General features: G+C 45.3%; 19 protein-coding genes and 6 tRNA genes. 20 read left to right on the top strand and 5 right to left on the bottom strand.

The features are described 5' to 3' along the window. The first annotated feature begins 21 nt into the window (after positions 1–21). Complete coding sequence (locus OL444_RS29920) at positions 22–1,344, top strand: aspartate kinase (protein WP_264727178.1); 1,323 nt, start codon at positions 22–24, stop codon at positions 1,342–1,344. A gap of 348 nt (positions 1,345–1,692) precedes the next feature. Here OL444_RS29920 and OL444_RS29915 read toward each other — a convergent pair whose 3' ends face one another. The 4 genes from OL444_RS29915 to dinB form a co-directional block, all read right to left on the bottom strand. Continuing rightward, the gene (locus OL444_RS29915; protein ID WP_264727179.1) at positions 1,693–2,151 is read right to left on the bottom strand and encodes an RES family NAD+ phosphorylase; all 459 of its coding nucleotides are present in this window, start codon (positions 2,149–2,151) and stop codon (positions 1,693–1,695) included. Between the two features lie 18 nt (positions 2,152–2,169). Then, the gene (locus OL444_RS29910; protein ID WP_264727180.1) at positions 2,170–2,622 is read right to left on the bottom strand and encodes an Xre family toxin-antitoxin system antitoxin; all 453 of its coding nucleotides are present in this window, start codon (positions 2,620–2,622) and stop codon (positions 2,170–2,172) included. 41 nt (positions 2,623–2,663) lie between these two features. After that, positions 2,664–5,618 (bottom strand): DNA polymerase III subunit alpha, encoded by a 2,955-nt coding sequence (locus OL444_RS29905; RefSeq protein ID WP_264727181.1) that lies wholly within the window; start codon positions 5,616–5,618, stop codon positions 2,664–2,666. 62 nt (positions 5,619–5,680) lie between these two features. Beyond that, positions 5,681–6,895 (bottom strand): DNA polymerase IV, encoded by a 1,215-nt coding sequence (gene dinB / locus OL444_RS29900; RefSeq protein ID WP_264727182.1) that lies wholly within the window; start codon positions 6,893–6,895, stop codon positions 5,681–5,683. A 318-nt stretch (positions 6,896–7,213) separates the two neighbouring features. Between dinB and OL444_RS29895 the strand changes: the two genes are divergently transcribed. Next, entirely contained in the window at positions 7,214–7,879 is a 666-nt protein-coding gene (locus tag OL444_RS29895; RefSeq protein ID WP_264727183.1) for an SdpI family protein, read from the top strand. A 97-nt stretch (positions 7,880–7,976) separates the two neighbouring features. Here the strand turns inward: OL444_RS29895 and OL444_RS29890 are convergent, their stop codons facing one another. Continuing rightward, the gene (locus tag OL444_RS29890) at positions 7,977–8,423 is read right to left on the bottom strand and encodes a hypothetical protein (RefSeq protein ID WP_264727184.1); all 447 of its coding nucleotides are present in this window, start codon (positions 8,421–8,423) and stop codon (positions 7,977–7,979) included. Between the two features lie 109 nt (positions 8,424–8,532). Between OL444_RS29890 and OL444_RS29885 the strand changes: the two genes are divergently transcribed. From OL444_RS29885 to rplJ, 18 genes are all read left to right on the top strand, one after another. After that, on the top strand, positions 8,533–9,285 hold the full coding sequence (locus OL444_RS29885) for an XRE family transcriptional regulator (RefSeq protein ID WP_264727186.1): 753 nt from the start codon (positions 8,533–8,535) through the stop codon (positions 9,283–9,285). A gap of 174 nt (positions 9,286–9,459) precedes the next feature. Beyond that, on the top strand, positions 9,460–9,786 hold the full coding sequence (locus OL444_RS29880; RefSeq protein WP_264727188.1) for a cupin domain-containing protein: 327 nt from the start codon (positions 9,460–9,462) through the stop codon (positions 9,784–9,786). A gap of 83 nt (positions 9,787–9,869) precedes the next feature. Continuing rightward, positions 9,870–10,067 (top strand): 30S ribosomal protein S21, encoded by a 198-nt coding sequence (gene rpsU, locus OL444_RS29875; RefSeq protein WP_264727190.1) that lies wholly within the window; start codon positions 9,870–9,872, stop codon positions 10,065–10,067. A 90-nt stretch (positions 10,068–10,157) separates the two neighbouring features. Beyond that, positions 10,158–11,096 carry a tyrosine-type recombinase/integrase gene (locus OL444_RS29870; protein WP_264727192.1) on the top strand — a complete coding sequence of 313 codons (939 nt, stop codon included), beginning with the start codon at positions 10,158–10,160 and terminating at the stop codon, positions 11,094–11,096. Between the two features lie 162 nt (positions 11,097–11,258). Then, positions 11,259–11,558 carry an HPF/RaiA family ribosome-associated protein gene (locus tag OL444_RS29865; protein WP_264727194.1) on the top strand — a complete coding sequence of 100 codons (300 nt, stop codon included), beginning with the start codon at positions 11,259–11,261 and terminating at the stop codon, positions 11,556–11,558. A gap of 232 nt (positions 11,559–11,790) precedes the next feature. After that, positions 11,791–11,864: transfer RNA gene (locus OL444_RS29860), tRNA-Thr, on the top strand. Between the two features lie 89 nt (positions 11,865–11,953). Next, a tRNA-Tyr gene (locus tag OL444_RS29855) sits at positions 11,954–12,038 on the top strand. A gap of 191 nt (positions 12,039–12,229) precedes the next feature. Further along, positions 12,230–12,302: transfer RNA gene (locus OL444_RS29850), tRNA-Gly, on the top strand. Positions 12,303–12,323: 21 nt separating this feature from the next. Further along, positions 12,324–12,395: transfer RNA gene (locus OL444_RS29845), tRNA-Thr, on the top strand. Between the two features lie 111 nt (positions 12,396–12,506). Next, positions 12,507–12,583: transfer RNA gene (locus OL444_RS29840), tRNA-Lys, on the top strand. A gap of 72 nt (positions 12,584–12,655) precedes the next feature. Beyond that, positions 12,656–13,843 (top strand): elongation factor Tu, encoded by a 1,188-nt coding sequence (gene tuf, locus OL444_RS29835; protein WP_264727196.1) that lies wholly within the window; start codon positions 12,656–12,658, stop codon positions 13,841–13,843. Between the two features lie 101 nt (positions 13,844–13,944). After that, positions 13,945–14,018: transfer RNA gene (locus OL444_RS29830), tRNA-Trp, on the top strand. A 107-nt stretch (positions 14,019–14,125) separates the two neighbouring features. Next, positions 14,126–14,326 (top strand): preprotein translocase subunit SecE, encoded by a 201-nt coding sequence (gene secE, locus OL444_RS29825; protein WP_106527941.1) that lies wholly within the window; start codon positions 14,126–14,128, stop codon positions 14,324–14,326. Beyond that, positions 14,327–14,893: a transcription termination/antitermination protein NusG gene (gene nusG, locus OL444_RS29820; protein ID WP_264727198.1), complete on the top strand. Its 567-nt coding sequence runs from the start codon at positions 14,327–14,329 to the stop codon at positions 14,891–14,893. Between the two features lie 80 nt (positions 14,894–14,973). After that, positions 14,974–16,140, top strand: a complete 1,167-nt coding sequence (locus OL444_RS29815) for a transglutaminase domain-containing protein (protein WP_264727200.1) — start codon at positions 14,974–14,976, stop codon at positions 16,138–16,140. 236 nt (positions 16,141–16,376) lie between these two features. Continuing rightward, positions 16,377–16,820 (top strand): 50S ribosomal protein L11, encoded by a 444-nt coding sequence (gene rplK / locus OL444_RS29810; protein WP_264727202.1) that lies wholly within the window; start codon positions 16,377–16,379, stop codon positions 16,818–16,820. 44 nt (positions 16,821–16,864) lie between these two features. Continuing rightward, positions 16,865–17,554: a 50S ribosomal protein L1 gene (gene rplA, locus OL444_RS29805; RefSeq protein ID WP_264727203.1), complete on the top strand. Its 690-nt coding sequence runs from the start codon at positions 16,865–16,867 to the stop codon at positions 17,552–17,554. Positions 17,555–17,612: 58 nt separating this feature from the next. After that, a complete protein-coding gene (gene rplJ, locus OL444_RS29800; RefSeq protein WP_264727205.1) occupies positions 17,613–18,140 on the top strand; it encodes a 50S ribosomal protein L10 in 528 nt (175 codons plus the stop codon). Positions 18,141–18,161 lie beyond the last annotated feature (21 nt).

The following is an 18,161-nucleotide window of genomic DNA, read 5'->3' as shown; positions in this document are numbered from 1 at the left end:
GCAAAAACAAATCATATTCAGATGAAAGTGTTAAAATTTGGTGGAACCTCAGTGGGAAAACCAGAGCGTATGCAGTCGGTAGCACAGCTGATCACCGCAGATAACGATCAGAAAATTGTGGTACTGTCTGCCCTGTCAGGCACCACCAACTCGCTGGTGGAAATTAGTCAGTCACTGTCAGAAGGAAAGAAGGAACAAGCAAAGCAGCAAATAGATAAGCTGGAGCAACATTACCGCACTTTCGGGGAAGAACTGGTGAAGCAGGAAGCCGGTCGCGCTGCCGCGAAGGCCATCATTGATGAACACTTCGAATTTCTGAATATCATCCTGAAGATATCCTTTAATGAAGCCCTCAATAAAGATATCCTTGCACAGGGTGAACTGCTGTCTACCCGCCTGTTCTGTGCCTATCTCGAAGAAGCCGGTATTCCTGGTGTACTCCTGCCTGCACTGGATTTCATGAGCATTGATGAACACGAAGAACCAGAGATCCCTAAAATCAAGATCAAACTGGCGAACCTCATCAGTCAGCATAAAGACAACAAAGTATTTATCACCCAGGGATATATCTGCCGCAATGCAAGAGGCGAAGTAGATAACCTGAAACGAGGCGGCAGTGATTATTCTGCATCCCTGATTGGTGCTGCTATCCAGGCATCTGAAGTACAGATCTGGACAGACATCGACGGTATGCACAACAATGATCCGCGGGTAGTGAAAAAGACTTTCCCGATTGATCAGCTGTCATTTGATGAAGCAGCGGAGCTGGCCTACTTTGGCGCCAAGATCCTGCACCCGGCTTCTATCTGGCCGGCACAGCACTTCAACATTCCTGTGAAATTGCTGAACACCATGCAGCCGGAAGCTAAAGGTACCATCATCACCGAAATGCCTAAAGGCAATGGTGTGAAGGCGGTAGCTGCCAAAGATGGTATCATTGCCATCAAAATCAAATCCAGCAGAATGTTGCTGGCATATGGTTTCCTCCGTAAGATCTTCGAAATATTCGAAAAGTACCGCACACCGATCGATATGATCACTACTTCCGAAGTAGCCGTATCCATCACGATCGATAGTGCACAATACCTGGATCAGATCCTGAAAGAGCTGCAGCCTTTCGGTACCGTAGAGCTGGATCATCATCAAACCATCGTTTCTATTGTGGGTAATGAAGTAGCGGCAACGCCTTCTATTATCACCAAGCTGTTTGATGCCATGGATGAAATTCCATTGCGCATGATTTCCTATGGTGGCAGCAGACACAATATCTCTATCCTGATCAATGGTCAGTATAAAGAAAGAACGCTGCAGGTACTGAACAAAGGATTGTTCGGTCTGGAATAATAAGCTTCGTTATACATTATACTAAAACGCACCGGCAGGATGCAGACGCGGATAAACACCGCTGCAGGCATCTTCCCGGTGCGTGTTTTTTTTGATGGGGGCTGTAAATGTCTATGTGGTGAATGGGGGAGCATCCCCCAAAAACAGTTTGGATGGAATGGTGATATTTTAATGTTTTAGGTAGATGACCGGATATAGCTGTTTTATTTTCCGGTGAGCGGGTAATATCGTATAACCATCACTGTTATAACTGTACGGGGCAGTAAAAATAATTGACAAAAAAATGGATAACATATGCCTGCAACGCTTGTTGGCGGGTATATGCTATCCAGTAGACAAAGAAAATATTTATTTTTTCAACCGTTGATCAAATACAAAAGGCTGCATATCCACAATGGTGATTTCCGCAGCTTCCGGATGCAGTGGGTTGATGAGATAGTTGAATTCATCGGCAATCACCACGGAGGGAATACGTAACGCCGCATATTTAGCGGTATCTACCCATTCGTCTCCGATACATTGCAGTTGAGGAGAAGGGGTAAGGGATTGCCAGCCCGAAGGCAGGTCATCTTTGGTGAGCGCCTTGATCGCAATGTGATCCGGAATATGAATGGTAGCGATGCAGAAATCCTGCACAATGTTTTTCAGCGGTATATGCACCAGTACTTCCAGTGCAGACAGGGCCCTGCTGCCGGCGGTATATACTACTGCATGTCCCGGACTGTTCCAGCGGCCTCCATACAGGCGTGCACCCGTTCCACTCAGGTCATTGATGTAAGCGCACTTACTGATCCTGTATACTTCCATGACTTATGATGCATTAATTTAAGCAAAGATACCATGCTCGATGCGGCCCAGCTCATCCTGGATGAGCTGAAACCCAAACGTAGTATCTAAAAGCGAAATAGGGGATTGATAGTTGAAGGCGGGTAATGGAGTTCTCATCCATTCCTTGAAATTCTCGAGTTGACCAAATACTTCTGTACCGCGTTGGTAAAGCTGGGAAAGTAAAATGGCCCGTTCAGATGTGTCAGCAGAAAGTTTTGCGTCGTCTGCATATCGTTGTAAGGTTCGTTCTGATATATGCAGCACCTGGGCAAGCTCTGATAAAGAGAAGGAAAGCTGGCGGCTTAAATTCAGCAAGGCTCTTTTAATAATGCCACTTCTCGAAAGCTGAATAAAATCAAAGTACCCGCTGCCCAGAATATAGGCTGCGCCAGGGTCTTCCACGATCATTAATGCATTCTCCTGAACACGGTATCCTTTTATATGTTTCATAAAAAACCGACATTTGACACAAAAATACAACATTTTGTCGGTTATTGCATCTTCTTATCTTCAAAATACCCGATTTTACGCATTTTGTTGATTTCCAATGACAATACCCCATATTCATCCGCCACCTTGCCCTGTAATACGTAAAAACCACTTTTCTGCAGCGGATACTGCCGTAAACTGTCCGGAAAATGGGTGGTATCTATAAAGCTGCCTTCCCGGTCGAGGAAGGTACCAAAACACATCGGTTCTCCCTTCGCACTGCGAAGAAACTTGGTGGTAACCAGGTAGCCCAGGGTAGTAATGTATTGCCCCCGGTATTGCCCGAACATACGGGCAGGGATATATGTACTTTGATCATGCTGCAACACCTCAAAAGGAGATGTCAGCGGAAATCCCAGGAGGTCTATTTCATCGAAGGCATCTTCATGGGCGTGGTAGGTCAATGTAGGTAGCTGACAGTCAACCGGCGCGCTGGGAAATAAAGACATGGCCGGTACCTGGCGGGTATCTTTTTGTTTAACGAGCAGGCTGCCTTTCCACAATAATTCCTTTTTGGTATGTCCGGTAAATTTAAAGCCCCCGATACGGATCAGTATTTCCAGTTGTTCCGGTGCGGGTGATATCCGGGCGGTAAAATCTTCCAGGTGGAGAAAAGCCCCGTACAATCGCCGGTTTTCCAGGATCCGTTCTGCCAGCCCCTGTTCCAGGCCTTCAATATGAATCAGACCTACATATACCGCGTCACCTTTTATTTTCGTAGGGTAGTCACTGTTATTCACACAGGGGGGATGTAGGGTAACGCCTGTTTTGAGTAGTTCCCGGAAATACAGTTCCCGGTTATAGAAGCCGCCGAAGTTGTTGATAACCGCCACCATGAATTCAGCGGGGAAATAGGTTTTCAGGTAAAGGCTTTGATAGCTTTCCACTGCGAAGCTGGCAGAATGGGCTTTGGAAAAAGAGAAGTTGGCGAAGCTGGCAATTTGTCGCCACACTTCTGTTGCTACATCCAGTGGACGTCCCAGGCGTGCGCAGTTGGCAAAATACAGTGCTTCTATTTTTTCAAAGTCTTTGGAACCTCTGTATTTGCCAGCCATGGCGTGGCGCAGGGAGTCGGCGTCTGCTAATTCCATATCTGCAAAATGATGCGCCACTTTAATCACATCTTCCTGATACACCATAATCCCAAACGTCTCATGTAATAGCGCTTCAATAATAGGATGCTGGTATACGACCTGTTCCGGATGATGATAACGCTGGATGTATTGTTTCATCATCCCCGACTGTGCTACGCCCGGGCGTATGATAGAACTGGCGGCTACCAGGGTGAGATAATCATCGCACGATAGCTTTTGCAGCAGTTGTCGCATGGCGGGAGATTCAATATAAAAACAGCCGATTGTATTTACGTTTCTCAGGTTTTCTTTTACCTGCGTATCAATCATAAATGCCTTTACATGATGAATATCAATCTCCACCTGTTTGTTTTCACGCACCAGCTGAATGGTATCCCGGATATGGCCTAACCCGCGCTGGCTCAGGATATCGAACTTATGCAGCCCGATACGTGCTGCCTGCAGCATATCCAGCTGGGCAGTACAAAATCCTTTGGGAGGTAAATAGGTCGTACAGTAATGATGGATAGGGGCTTCGCTGATCAGGATACCGCCGGCATGTATGCTAAGGTGGTTGGGAAAAGCTTTTTCCGTGGTCATCAGGTTGCTGAAATGCTGTATCTTTTTCTGGATGTCGTCTCCGTCCAATCTGATATCAAAGCCGTTTTCCAGGATTTTATCGATCTCTTTTTTGGGCAGACCATATACTTTGCCCAGCTCCCGGATAATGGCATTTGTCTGAAAGGTAGTAACGGTACCCAGTAAAGCCGTATAGGCGTTACCGTATTTTTCAAAAACATAGCTGATAATTTCATCCCGGTCGCGCCAGGAGAAGTCAATGTCGAAATCCGGCGGAGAAGAGCGGTAAGGGTTGAGGAAACGTTCAAAGTATAGATCCAGCGCAATGGGGTCTACATCCGTAATTTTCAGGCAGTAGGCGATGATGGAATTGGCGCCGCTGCCACGTCCCACATAAAAAAAATCCCGCTCCCGGGCATATCGGATAATATCCCAGGTGATGAGGAAGTAGGCTTCAAAATTCAGCTGGGCAACAATGGCCAGTTCTTTTTCGATGCGTTGCCGGGCAACGGTATGCTGATCACCATAACGATATAACATGCCTTCCAGTGCCAGTTCCCGGAGTTTTTCCCGGTCTTGTTCCACACTGCCTGTGAAATTTTTTTTATTTCGGGAGATGTTAAAATCGACCTCCATGGTACAGGCATCCATGACCGCCAGGGTGTTTTGCACAATATGCGGATGGGCTTCAAAAGCGGAGAGCAGTTGGGCCGGCGTGCGGAATTGTTCGTCCGGATGCGCTGTAGTAGCAGGTTCCAGCTGGGAAATCAGGATGTTCTGATCAATGGCGCGCAGCAGGCGGTGTAATTCGTAATGGGTATCATCCTGAAAGGTCACCGGCTGCATGATCACCAGCTTATCGCGGATGGCGGCGGTATCGGTCCGGAATAGCTGGTTAACTTCGCGGGGCCGGATGCCCAGTAGTTCATGCGGCGCCAGGGCAGCGGGAGAGCGGTTGCCCCAGGCATAGATGACAAAAGTGTGGGGCAGCACCGGCGCGGTATCCGGAAAGGGTTGCTCCGTCTGCAGATAGGCCGAAAGAAAAGCATTGATATGATACCAGCCTTCCTGGTTGCGGGCCAGCAGGAGATATTTGAACGTGTGTTCATTCCTGCATTCCACACCCAGTATCGGTTTGATGAGGTATTCGCGGCATTGCGCCACAAACTCCCAGGCATCGGAAGTATGGTTGATGTTGGTAAGAGCCAGCGAGGTAATACCCAGTTCATGGGCTTTTTCCAGCAGGGTAGATGCCGGCATGGTGCCATAGCGGAGACTGAAAAATGTTTTACAGTTGAGATACATAAACCGGATCGTTGTGAAAAGCGATGGAGTGGACAGACAGGCAGGAATAAAAGAACAAGGGATTATCTTTTAAGATAAGGCATGATGTCTGTAGCAGGCCGGTGGCGGTCTTTGCTGTCGGGCGGCAGCACATTGGTGCCTTTCATCAGGTATTGCCAGCCAAAGCGGTTTTTGATGTGATCAATGGCCTGGTAGAGGGCAATCATTTCCTGACTGTCGTCGAAGAGACTGATCTGGTAGTTGCCTTGTACGAGGTGGCTGAAACGTACGCCTATCAGGCGAACCAGCAATCTCCGGTCATAGGCTTTTTTAAACAGCTCTTTCACTTTTTCCAGCAGAATGTGGTCGGCGCAGGAGTAGGGGATAGACATTTGCCGGGTAACGGTTTCAAAATCCGAGTAGCGGATTTTCACGGTAACGCAGCCGGTGAGTTTATTTTGCTGTCGGAGTTCGAAGGCAATCTTTTCGGTCATGCGTACCAGCTCTGCATGCAGGAATACCATGTCGATAGTATCTGCCGGAAAAGTATTTTCAGTGGAAATAGATTGTTGTTCATAATAAGGCACCACTGGAGATTCATCAATACCATTGGCTTTTTTCCAGAGGGAGATCCCGTTTTTTCCCATCCATGCTTCCAGCAGGGAGATGGGTACTTCACTGAGTGTTTTTACGGTTTCTACGCCGCGGCGCCTCAGTTGGGAGGCTGTTTCGCGGCCTACCATGGGGATTTTTTCAATGGCCAGTGGTGCCAGGAAGCTTTTTTCTTCTCCGGAGAGTACTTCCAGCTGCCCGTTGGGTTTGGCTTCATCAGTAGCTACTTTGGATACCAGTTTATTGGTGGCCAGCCCAAATGAAATGGGTAGACCGGACGCTTTCATGATGGCTTTTCTCAGTTCAGCCGTCCATTTGAGGGACCCAAAAAACTTATCCATGCCGGATAGGTCCAGGTAGAATTCATCAATCGATGATTTTTCATACAGGGGTGCTTTACCTGCGATGATGTCGGTGACTTCCCGCGATTTTTTGCTGTAGTTTTCCAGGTCGCCGCTGCGTACAATCGCATGCGGACAAAGCCGCAGGGCTGTTTTCATGGGCATGGCGGAATGAATGCCATAACGCCTTGCTTCGTAGCTGCAGGCGGCTACGACGGCCCGGTCGCTGCTGCCTCCTATTAACAGGGGCTGACCTTTTAACCGGCTATCCTGCTGGCATTCCACAGACACAAAAAAGCAATCCAGATCAAAGTGCGCAATCGTACGCTGTTGTAAAGTAATCATAAATCCTTCGGTTTACGGCTACAGCAGGATGAAGTAATACACCGTATAAAGAGCGATGCGGATGGCAGACCGGGCAGAATGATGGGCAGGATAGTGACCAGCGGGGCCTGCCAGCCGGAATCACCTGTTTTCTGCTGCTAAGATACTAATTATTTTAGCTTTGCTAAGATAATTAGTAAAATAAGATTGCTTTTTTATCCCCATTGTCAATTTTCGTAACTTTATTGCAACATAACAGGCAGACTATCTGTAGTATAGGAGTGAGGAATGAACGGACAAGGGAATCAGGTGAACGATCAACGTTAAAACTATCTTCCCATGAAACAACCGGATTATACAAAAGAGATACTTATCCTGGTACTGTTACTCATACCGATGGCCTATCTGGGCATTATCTGGCCTTCCCTGCCAGCAATTATTCCTACCAATTTCAATATAGAAGGGGTGCCTGAACGGGTAGGTACCAAGCGGGATTTTCTGTTACTGATGATCTTTTTGTTTTTTACTAATGCTTTGATCTATTTTCTCTTCCGGTATATTCCCAAGGAAGACGAAATAACGGATAGCGGGGAGGTGTCACATAAAGAGTTTTACCGGATCCGTTTTCTGATCCATACCTACCAGGCTGTTTTTACTTGTATCATTATTTTCATGGTGAGTCAGGGAAAACCATTTGCCATGGAACGCTGGGCATTTATCGGGGTAGGATTGCTGTTAACGGCGATCGGCTATTATCTCCGGAACCTGAAACCCAATAACTATGTAGGGGTAAGAACGCCGTGGACGCTGCAGAGTACCGAGATATGGACAGAGACACATCGGATGGCCAGTAACCTGTGGTTGAGTGCAGGCATTGCCGTTATTATCGCCGGTTTTTTCCTGTCACTGGTCACAGGGGTGTTTATTATTTTCTTTATAGCTATAGTATTGGCAGCTTTGCCGTATATTTACTCCTTCAGATTATTCAACAAAGACAAGGGATAATCTGTCAGCAACTTCGTTTATTTTTTAGTGGTCAACGATAAAAAAATGGCGGCTCTTGACAGGCCGCCATTTACTATTTCAAGGAAATGATAGTTGTTTAGAACCAGGCGGCGCCCAGTGCTGCCCGGAATGGCCAGGGGATCAGTGCAATGATCAGGATCAGCGCGATGCCGTAGAAAGTAAGTGCCAGCTTATGTTTCTGCGCATCAGAAGTAGCTTTCTTTACTTTGGATTTACCAATGTGTACCAGCGCAATCGCCAGAACAGCCATGATAGTATGTTCTATAGCAAAGAATCTTAAAGTGGAATCTTTCATGGCAGCACCCATATTGGAGAGAGCCAGTCTGGCTTTTTCACTGGTAACGAAGTACAATACCAGACCTACCAGCAGTTGAATGTCGCAGAAGATCATGAAAAACAGGCCGGCTTTGCTGTCTGCCGCCGTAAATGCTGCTTTTCCGGAAACGCCTTTCAGTGCGCGGATAACCGCCCATAGCCCAGCCAGTACTATAGCCCATCTTAAGATGGAGTGTAGATGTATCATATTGAGTTGGATTTTACCGGGCAAAAATAAGCGAAGCGCCCCGAATATATTTGGTAAATCATAAAAAAAATTGCTAATTTTGTTAGCAAGGTACTAAATTATTTAGGTTATGTCCGTAGTATGCCAGAATTTGAAATATCTGCGTAAGCAAAAAGCATGGACGCAGCAAGAGTTTGCCGATAAACTGGGCATCAAGCGTTCCCTGCTGGGCGCATATGAGGAAGAACGTGCGGAGCCACGTACAGAAGTGTTGGAACAGGTCAGTGATATGTTCCGGGTGTCTATTGATGACCTGTTACGACGCGACCTGGGGTCTCAGAAAGATAATTTCCTGGAAAAACGCCGCCAGCAGAAATTGGGAAATCCCCGCCAGGCCATTCAGTTTGTGCCGGTAAAAGCCGCAGCTGGTTATCTGGCTGGTTATAATGATGATGAATTTATCGAAGAGTTAAACACATTCACCCTGCCTATGCTGGGAGCTGGTGATTACCGTGCATTTGAAATTGCGGGTGATTCCATGTTACCGGTGACTTCTGGTTCTGTGATCGTATGTCACAAGGTGGAAGGCTGGGAAGAGATAAAGAATAACGAAACTTACGTGGTAGTTACTTCCCGGGAAGGAATCGTCTTTAAGCGTATTATCAAGAGTAACCGCACCAAAGCCAGAATTACGCTGGCATCTGATAACCCGCAGTTTGAGCCGTATGCCGTAGAAATGGAAGAAGTGCTGGAATTATGGCAGTCGGATGCGGTGATCAGTAAAGCCGGGCAGCAAAGCCGGATGAGCGTTAACCATCTGGCAGACATGGTCAGCCACCTGCAGGATCAGGTAAGTCTGCTGAAAAAGAAGCTGAAAGACTAAGATCGGTTATTAATAATATACATGGCCAGCAGCAACAGCGCGGTACGGTTACTCCGTTCACGGCTGTTGCTGCTGGCCATTTTTTATAGCAGGAAACCGGTACCCGGGCTGTTGGCGGTTCGTGCTAAAAGTCCTAATTTTAGTACATCTCTGAACTCGTAAATCACCAATCAGATGAGGTTTCATGTTTCTTTTGCCGAGTCATTACGACAATTGCAGAAAAGCGACGACGACTTTGCGGTATTGTTTGAACACGGATCTATGAAGGGGATTATATTTGGTCCCGATGAGATAGATGGGCAGGAACCCCATATACAGGATGAGATTTATCTGGTGATGCGTGGCAGCGGGGAATTTGTGCTGGACGACAAGATCGTAACCGTAGGCCCTGGGGATTTCCTGTTTGTACCTGCTGGTATGGAACATCAGTTTCAGAATTTTACCCCTGATTTATTGTTATGGGTCATTTTTTATGGGCAGGATGGCGGGGAAAAAGAATAATCCGCGTGTGTATTTTGTTTATTTGAAATCTTGTCTTATCTTTGCTGTCCTTAAAAATGTAAAAAAAATAAGAGGCAAAAATTATGTTGATCATTGATTCTAAAGATTGCGAAAACATAGACAAGGCGCTTAAAAAATATAAAAAGAAATTTGAGAAAGCTCGCATTTTACTGCAGCTGAGATCGCGCCAGTCTTTTACTAAACCTTCTGTTAAACGCCGTACTCAGGTGTTGAAAGCTGTTTACAAGCAACAGTTGGCTACCGGTAAATTCGAAGATTAATTATTGTTTTAGCTATCAGCTAACAACAACTCAAAATATTTGATGATTGTAAGGTTATTTAGTAACTTTACAATCATCAATCTTTTTGCGTTGAACGAACCATTATACTCCTTAGCCGAGCGATTCATCTCCTATATTCAGCTCGAAAAGCGATACTCCGAACATACCTGTACGGCCTATCGCAACGATCTCCTCCAGTTTTTCGATTACACTACCGCCAGTTACGGCAGCACTGCTGTAGATGAATTGAGTCATGTTATGATTCGCAGCTGGCTTGCCCGGTTAATGGAAGATGCCATGACCGCCAAAAGTGTAAACCGGAAAATCTCCACCCTGAAATCCTTCTTTAAATTCTGCCTGCGGCTTGGACTGGTCAAACAGTCGCCTATGATTAAAGTAGCGGCGCCGAAAATCAGCCGCCGGTTACCCGGCTTTATTGAAGAAAAGGGCATGAAGGCACTGGAAGATAACCGCAGTCCGGTATCTGTTACCTCCCTGCACATCTTTGCCGACGATTTTGAAGGCACTACCCATCGGTTGATTTTTGACATATTTTATCAGACGGGTATCCGATTGTCTGAATTGATCGGTTTACAGGAATTCCGGGTAGATAAAAGCAGCCTCTCCATTAAGGTGATGGGGAAGGGAGGGAAGGAGCGCGTTATTCCTATTAATGAGGCCCTTTATGCCCAAATAGCAGATTATATGGCAGCGAAGCGCAGCCACCTGGAAGATTTCGAAGGAGGCGTATTGCTGGTGCATCCGCATAGCGGACAACGTTTGTATCCCAAGTATGTATACTTAACGGTACGCAAATACCTGACGGAGCATCAGATTACCACCCTGAAAAAGAAAAGCCCGCATATATTACGACATACGTTTGCTACCCATCTCACCAATAATGGTGCAGACCTGAATGCGGTGAAAGAGCTGTTGGGGCACGCCAGTCTCGCTGCCACGCAGGTTTACACGCATACTACCATTGAGCAGTTGAAGAAGGTTTATAAGCAGGCGCACCCCAAGGCGTGAGGGATTTAGTATCCTTTTAACAAAAAATTACGCATCGGATTAACATTGCATTACAAAAGTGACTATATTAGTAATGAAGTTCTTTCACAACCAACGAGAATGCCTATGACCATAGTCTACAAACTAGAACCTAGATTGTTAAATATTTAAAAAATTAGTGCTATGAACGTACAAATTCAAACTGTGCATTTTGATGCTGATTCAAAACTGATTGATCACGTGAACAAAAAGATTCAGAAACTTAATACATTTTATGACCGGATTGTTAGTGTAGATGTATTTCTGAAATTAGATAATCTAGCACATCAGGTTAAGGATAAAATTGCTGAGATTAGAGTACGTATCCCGCGCCAGGACTTGTTTGTCAAGCACGAGTCCAAATCCTTCGAAGAGTCTTTTGACCTGGCTTTTGACTCCCTTGTAGGGCAGGTTAAAAAACAAAAAGAGAAGAAATTTCAATAATTTTTTAAAATAATTTTGGAAATATTAATCTCTTTGCTACCTTTGCCATCCCGATTCAAAAAGAGGGTCGGTAAAGGTAGCAAAGTTCTTTATGGTAGGGCGTTTTCAAGGAAACAAATAATTTTTTAAATATTTGTAACAAATTGAAAAAAAGATTTTGAGAATTGAAAAAATCTCTTAATTTTGCGCTCTCTTTCAACGAGTTACTTGAAAGAATGTTTTTTGAAAAGATGCCAGCATAGCTCAGTTGGCCAGAGCTACTGATTTGTAATCAGTGGGTCGGGGGTTCGAATCCCTCTGCTGGCTCATCGATTTAGATTGGAACATTTAGAGATTTGAATAAAATATCATTTGAGTCTTTAAACCGGGAAAATCCAAAAATCAAAATTTAGTTAGGGCAGGTTCCAGAGCGGCCAAATGGGGCGGACTGTAAATCCGCTGTCTACGACTTCATAGGTTCGAATCCTATCCTGCCCACCAAAACAGCGTGTTCCGCTTTTGCCCTTGCAGAGGCGGAACATAGTTGTTAAGTGAAAGGTGAAACGTTCAGAAGTTGACAACAGACTATCCAAACCCTGTGGTACAACAGCCTTTATGTTCTTTAACTTATTTCTATAATTCATAAAGTGGAAAATGAATATCATTTTCCGAAAACTGGATGAATTACAAATGCGGGAGTAGCTCAGTTGGTAGAGCGACAGCCTTCCAAGCTGTAGGTCGCGGGTTCGAGCCTCGTCTCCCGCTCGCATTAAATGCAATTTTCAAGCTGTTGTAGCTCAGGGGTAGAGCACTTCCTTGGTAAGGAAGAGGTCGTGAGTTCAATTCTCATCAACAGCTCATTGAATTTTTGAAGAATAGTTGTAGTGAGATGATATCGCATCAACAAGCTCCATAAAATTCGAATTTCGGAATTCGAATTTGTAAATTCCGCACTCCGAAATTAAACTTAGCGTTGTAGCTCAATGGAAGAGCGTCCCACTTTTTATTTTACGGGAAGGCCGTGAGTTCAATTCTCATCAACGGTACAAGTTTGTAAAACCGTTTTTTTAAAACAACTATCAATACAATCTTTACAAACCATCTAAAAAGAAAATAAAATGGCAAAAGAAACCTTTAAGCGGGATAAACCCCACGTAAACATTGGTACCATCGGCCACGTGGACCACGGTAAAACTACCTTGACTGCTGCCATTACCACAATTTTGGCAAACAAGGGTCTGGCAGAGAAGAGAGGTTATGATGAGATCGATGCTGCTCCTGAAGAAAAAGAAAGAGGTATTACTATCAATACAGCACACGTAGAGTATCAGACAGCTAGCCGTCACTATGCTCACGTTGACTGTCCAGGCCACGCTGACTATGTGAAGAACATGATTACTGGTGCTGCGCAGATGGACGGTGCTATCTTGGTGGTTGCCGCTACAGATGGTCCTATGCCACAAACAAGAGAGCACATCCTGCTGGCTCGCCAGGTAGGTGTACCTCGTATCGTAGTATTCATGAACAAAGTGGATCTGGTTGATGATCCTGAACTGCTGGAACTGGTAGAGATCGAAATTCGTGACCTGCTGACCTCCAACGGCTTTGATGGTGATAACGTGCCAGTTATCCAAGGTTCTGCTACCGGCGCTCTGGCTGGTGACGAAAAATGGGTTTCTGCTATCGACCAACTGATGGAAGCTGTTGATACTTATATCCCACTGCCTCCTCGTCCGGTTGATCAACCATTCCTGATGTCTGTAGAGGACGTATTCTCTATCACAGGTCGTGGTACTGTTGCTACAGGTCGTATCGAACGCGGTCGTATCAAAGTTGGTGAGAACGTTGAAATCGTAGGTCTGCTGGAAGAATCACTGAAATCAACTTGTACCGGTGTTGAAATGTTCAAAAAACTGCTCGACGAAGGTGAAGCTGGTGACAACGCTGGTCTGCTGCTGCGCGGTATTGAGAAAACTCAGATCCGTCGTGGTATGGTTATCTGCCAGCCAGGTTCCATCACTCCGCACACTGAATTCAAATGCGAAGTTTACGTACTGAGCAAAGAAGAAGGTGGTCGTCACACTCCATTCTTCAACAAATACCGTCCTCAGTTCTACTTCCGTACTACGGACGTAACTGGTGAGGTTGAAATGCCAGCTGGCGTTGAAATGGTTATGCCTGGTGATAACGTTTCTCTGACTGTAAAACTGATCGCTCCAATCGCGATGGATAAAGGTCTGAAATTCGCTATCCGTGAAGGTGGACGTACAGTAGGTGCTGGTCAGGTTACTGAAATCCTGAAATAAGCATTACAATAATATTACAAGCCATTAGCTTTGGCGATTAAAAACCGGCATTTTTTAATACATTTGCCGGATATCAAAAAGCTGAGCTAATGGCTTGATACACGGGTATGGTGCAACGGTAGCATACGGGTCTCCAAAACCTTTGATCTGGGTTCGAATCCTAGTACCCGTGCCAAGGTTGATAAATAACTAAATGGTTGAATTGTTGTTATTAATAAATAGAACAACTCAACCATTTTTTAGGCTTTAAACAAATTGACCATAAATAGTTAACTTTATCTAATGAATAAGATCAGAAACTACTTCCGCGAGTCTTATCATGAATTGGTTTACAAGGTGTCCTGGCCTACCTGGCAAGAGCTCCAGTCATCTACCATGATTGTACTGATAGCAACAATTTTTGTTACTGCGCTGGTTTGGGGCATGGATGCCGCTTCTAACTTCGTGTTAACGCACTATTACGAAATATTCAAAGCTAAATAAATGGATGCAGCCAATATTCCTGCTCAGGAAACAAAGTGGTATGTACTCCGCGTTGTTAGTGGCAAGGAAAAAAAAGTGAAGGAATACCTGGATATCGAAGTACGTCGCTCCGACTGGGGTAACGTTATCAGCCAGATCTTCCTGCCGGTAGAAAAGGTGTATAAAGTGCAGGCTGGTAAAAAAGTAATGCGCGAAAAAAACTTCTACCCCGGTTATGTGATGATTGAAGCCATCGATGGCAAAATGACGGATGAAGTAATACAGGCTATACGTAACGTATCCGGTGTTATTCACTTCCTCGGAAAAGAAAAACCAATCGCACTCCGTAAAGCGGAAGTGAATAAAATGTTAGGTAAAGTAGATGAACTGAGCGATCAGGGACTCACGATGAGCGAACCTTTCATTGTTGGTGAAACAATCAAAATCATTGATGGTCCGTTCAACGACTTTAATGGTGTGATTGAAGAAGTAATCGAAGACAAAAAGAAACTGAAAGTAACCGTGAAAATCTTCGGCCGTGCTACACCGGTAGAACTGAATTTCATGCAGGTAGAAAAACTCGCTTAAGTTTTTTTTCAATATTTTTGAAGCCACCCTCAAAACAGGGTGGCTTTTTATTTTTAGATCTCCCTATATCCCTGTATTATATGAAGAAGTCTGTTATAGCGCTGTTGGCCAGCCTGTATCTGGGGCTTACCGCCACCGCTCAGTTGAAACCAGCTGCCATTGCTGCTACGATTCCGGAATCTGTTACCGGTTCTCCTGTCACTATCGCCAGATGGTTGAAAACAAATACCAGCAACTCCACCGCTTTTCAACAATCCTTGTTTAACTGGATGGCCACCCGTATCAGTTACGATGCGGCCAATATGAACCGGCAACCCAGTTATAAAGATACTGCCGCCGCTGTGCAACGCACCCTGCAAACCAGGAAAGGGCTGGCGATTGACTATGCCGTATTATATGCACTGGTATGCCGCGAAGGTGGGATCAATGCTTTTGTGGTAAGCGGTTATGGTTTGCAGCAAAATGTGCTGATTCCTGCAGGCACCCATGAATGGGTAGTGGTAAAACAGGAGCATCAATGGACCGTTACTGATCCGGCATGGGGCGCCGGGGTAGTGGAAAACGGCCGTTTCATCCGGCGGATCAACTGGTCCTGGTTCCGGATGGCCCCACAAATAGCCGTCAAAACACATATGCCCTATGATCCGTTGTGGCAGTTGCTGGCTTTTCCGCTCCGCCACGATGAAACGGGCAGTCAGGCTTTTGCGACGGCGGCCAAAGGTGCCGTGTTTGCCTATAATGATACCCTGGCTGTGTGGACGAAACAATCCCGCCTGGAACGGCTACAGGGTGCACTGGCCCGGATACGGCTGTATGGTGGCGCTGTAAATCCCTTTATCATGAATGAGATGGAATGGATGGAACAGGCGATCCGTGTACAGGAAGCCAACCGCGAAATTGCTGCCCGGAATAGTGTGGTAGACCGTTTTAGCGCATTGACTACCACCTATGCGGAAACAGTAAAACGCTATAATAATTATGTGGCCTTTAAAAACCGGCAGTTTACACCGGAGGTATCCGATGCCCAGCTGAAGAAAATGATGGAAGAGATGACTGGTAGCCTGACAACGCTGGAGCAGCAGCTGGGTGGTATGCAGGATGCGGATGCCACCATGCAGCAGCAACTGGAAGAAATGAAGGGGACATTAGCAGCTATCGGCAAGCAGTGGAAGCAGGAACAATTATTTGTGCCGCAATACCTGAGAACGGCGCCTGCAGAACGGAAAAACCTGTTTCGATATAATTAAGGAAGAAAGCGTAATTTTGCGCGCTCTGGATTATAAGGAAAATTTACGGGAAATGCAATGGATTTGTAAAAAAAAGCTCCCTTAAAGCAAAAAGGATGCCCAATTTCAAATACTTTTTGACAATTTCATAATAATATATACCTTTGCATCCCCTTTAAAAGGTTATTTTCGTTCCTTTTAGTTTTGGGAGTTCTCTGTTTGGCAGAGAGCGTTTTAACCAAATTAAATCATATAGTATGGCAAAAGAGATCGCAACGTACGTGAAATTGCAGGTTAAAGGCGGCCAGGCCAACCCTGCACCTCCAATTGGTCCCGCTCTGGGTTCCAAAGGTGTGAACATCATGGAGTTCTGCAAACAGTTCAATGCCCGTACCCAGGATAAAATGGGTAAAGTATTGCCTGTGTTGCTGACAGTTTACACTGACAAATCTTTCGACTTCGTAATCAAGACTCCTCCTGCTGCTGTTCAGCTGCTGGAAGCTGCTAAATTACAAAGTGGTTCTAAAGAACCTAACCGTAACAAGGTGGGTAAAGTTTCCTGGACTCAGGTTGAAGCTATCGCACAGGATAAGATGGCAGACCTGAACTGCTTTACGTTAAACAGCGCTATGAAAATGGTTGCCGGTACTGCACGTAGCATGGGAATTACTGTAGATGGTAAAGCTCCTTGGGAAAACTAATTGTTTCACCCTGTTAAGGCAGGAATCTTAAAATCATTTTGACAATGGCAACTAAAAAGAGAAAAGTAGCTGATGCGAAGCTGGACAAAAATAAAGTGTACAGCCTGAAAGAAGCTTCCAGCTTAGTTAAAGATATTAACTGTACTAAATTCGACAGTTCTGTCGATTTACATATCCGCTTGGGCGTTGATCCTAAGAAAGCAGACCAGGCTATCCGTGGTTCCGTAACGCTTCCGCACGGTACTGGTAAAACCAAAAAGGTTTTAGTGCTTTGCACACCTGACAAAGAAGCTTCTGCTAAAGAAGCTGGTGCTGACTTCGTTGGTCTGGATGAATTTATCCAGAAAATCGAAGCTGGCTGGACTGACATCGATGTAATCGTTGCTACTCCTGCAGTAATGCCAAAAATCGGTAAACTGGGTAAAATCTTAGGTCCACGTAACCTGATGCCAAACCCTAAAACCGGTACTGTTACTAACGACGTAGCTGCAGCAGTTAACGAAGTGAAAGGTGGTAAAATTACTTTCAAGGTTGATAAAGCTGGTATCATCCACGCTTCTATCGGTCGTGTGTCTTTTGCATCTGATAAAATTGAGCAGAACTCTCAGGAGCTGATCAATGCGATCATCAAGCTGAAACCAGCTACTGCAAAAGGTACTTACCTGAAAGGTTTGTCTATGGCCAGCACTATGAGCCCAGGCATTGCAATCGACACTAAATCTGTTCAAAACTAATTGATCACGAGTTGTAGCCGTTGTCTGTAAAGATGGGGCTTGCTACAAACGTTATAATATGAATAAAGATCAAAAACAAGAAGCGATTGAACTGCTGAAAAGTAAGTTCACTCAATATAGCAACTTTTACATCACCAACACTGAATCATTAAGCGTTGCGCAGGTAAATGATCTGAGAAAAGTTTGCTTTGATAAACAAGTGGAAATGAAGGTGGCTAAAAACACCCTGATCCGCAAAGCACTCGAGTCTCTGGATAGCGAAAAATATGCAGGTGTACTGGATTCTTTACATGGTGTAACTGCCCTGATGTTCTCCGATAGCCCTAAAGAGCCGGCGCTGATCATCTCTGCTTTCCGTAAGGCAAACAACAAACTGGAAAAACCTGTACTGAAAGCTGCTTTCGTAGCTGACGAAGTATTCGTAGGTGATAACCAGCTGGTTGCCCTGACCAACATCAAAACCAAAAACGAACTCATCGGAGAAGTTATTGGTCTGTTGCAATCTCCTGCAAAACGCGTTATCGCTGCTTTGCTGGAAAAAGGCAAGAAAGAAGAAGCTGCAGTGGAAGCACCAGCAGCAGAATAAGAGTGGCTGGATCTATTATCC

Origin of the sequence: Chitinophaga nivalis (assembly GCF_025989125.1) — a bacterium.
Taxonomy (GTDB): Bacteria; Bacteroidota; Bacteroidia; order Chitinophagales; family Chitinophagaceae; genus Chitinophaga; species Chitinophaga nivalis.
Note: the sequence above shows the minus strand (reverse complement) of the source record. Positions and strands in the feature narration are given on the sequence as shown.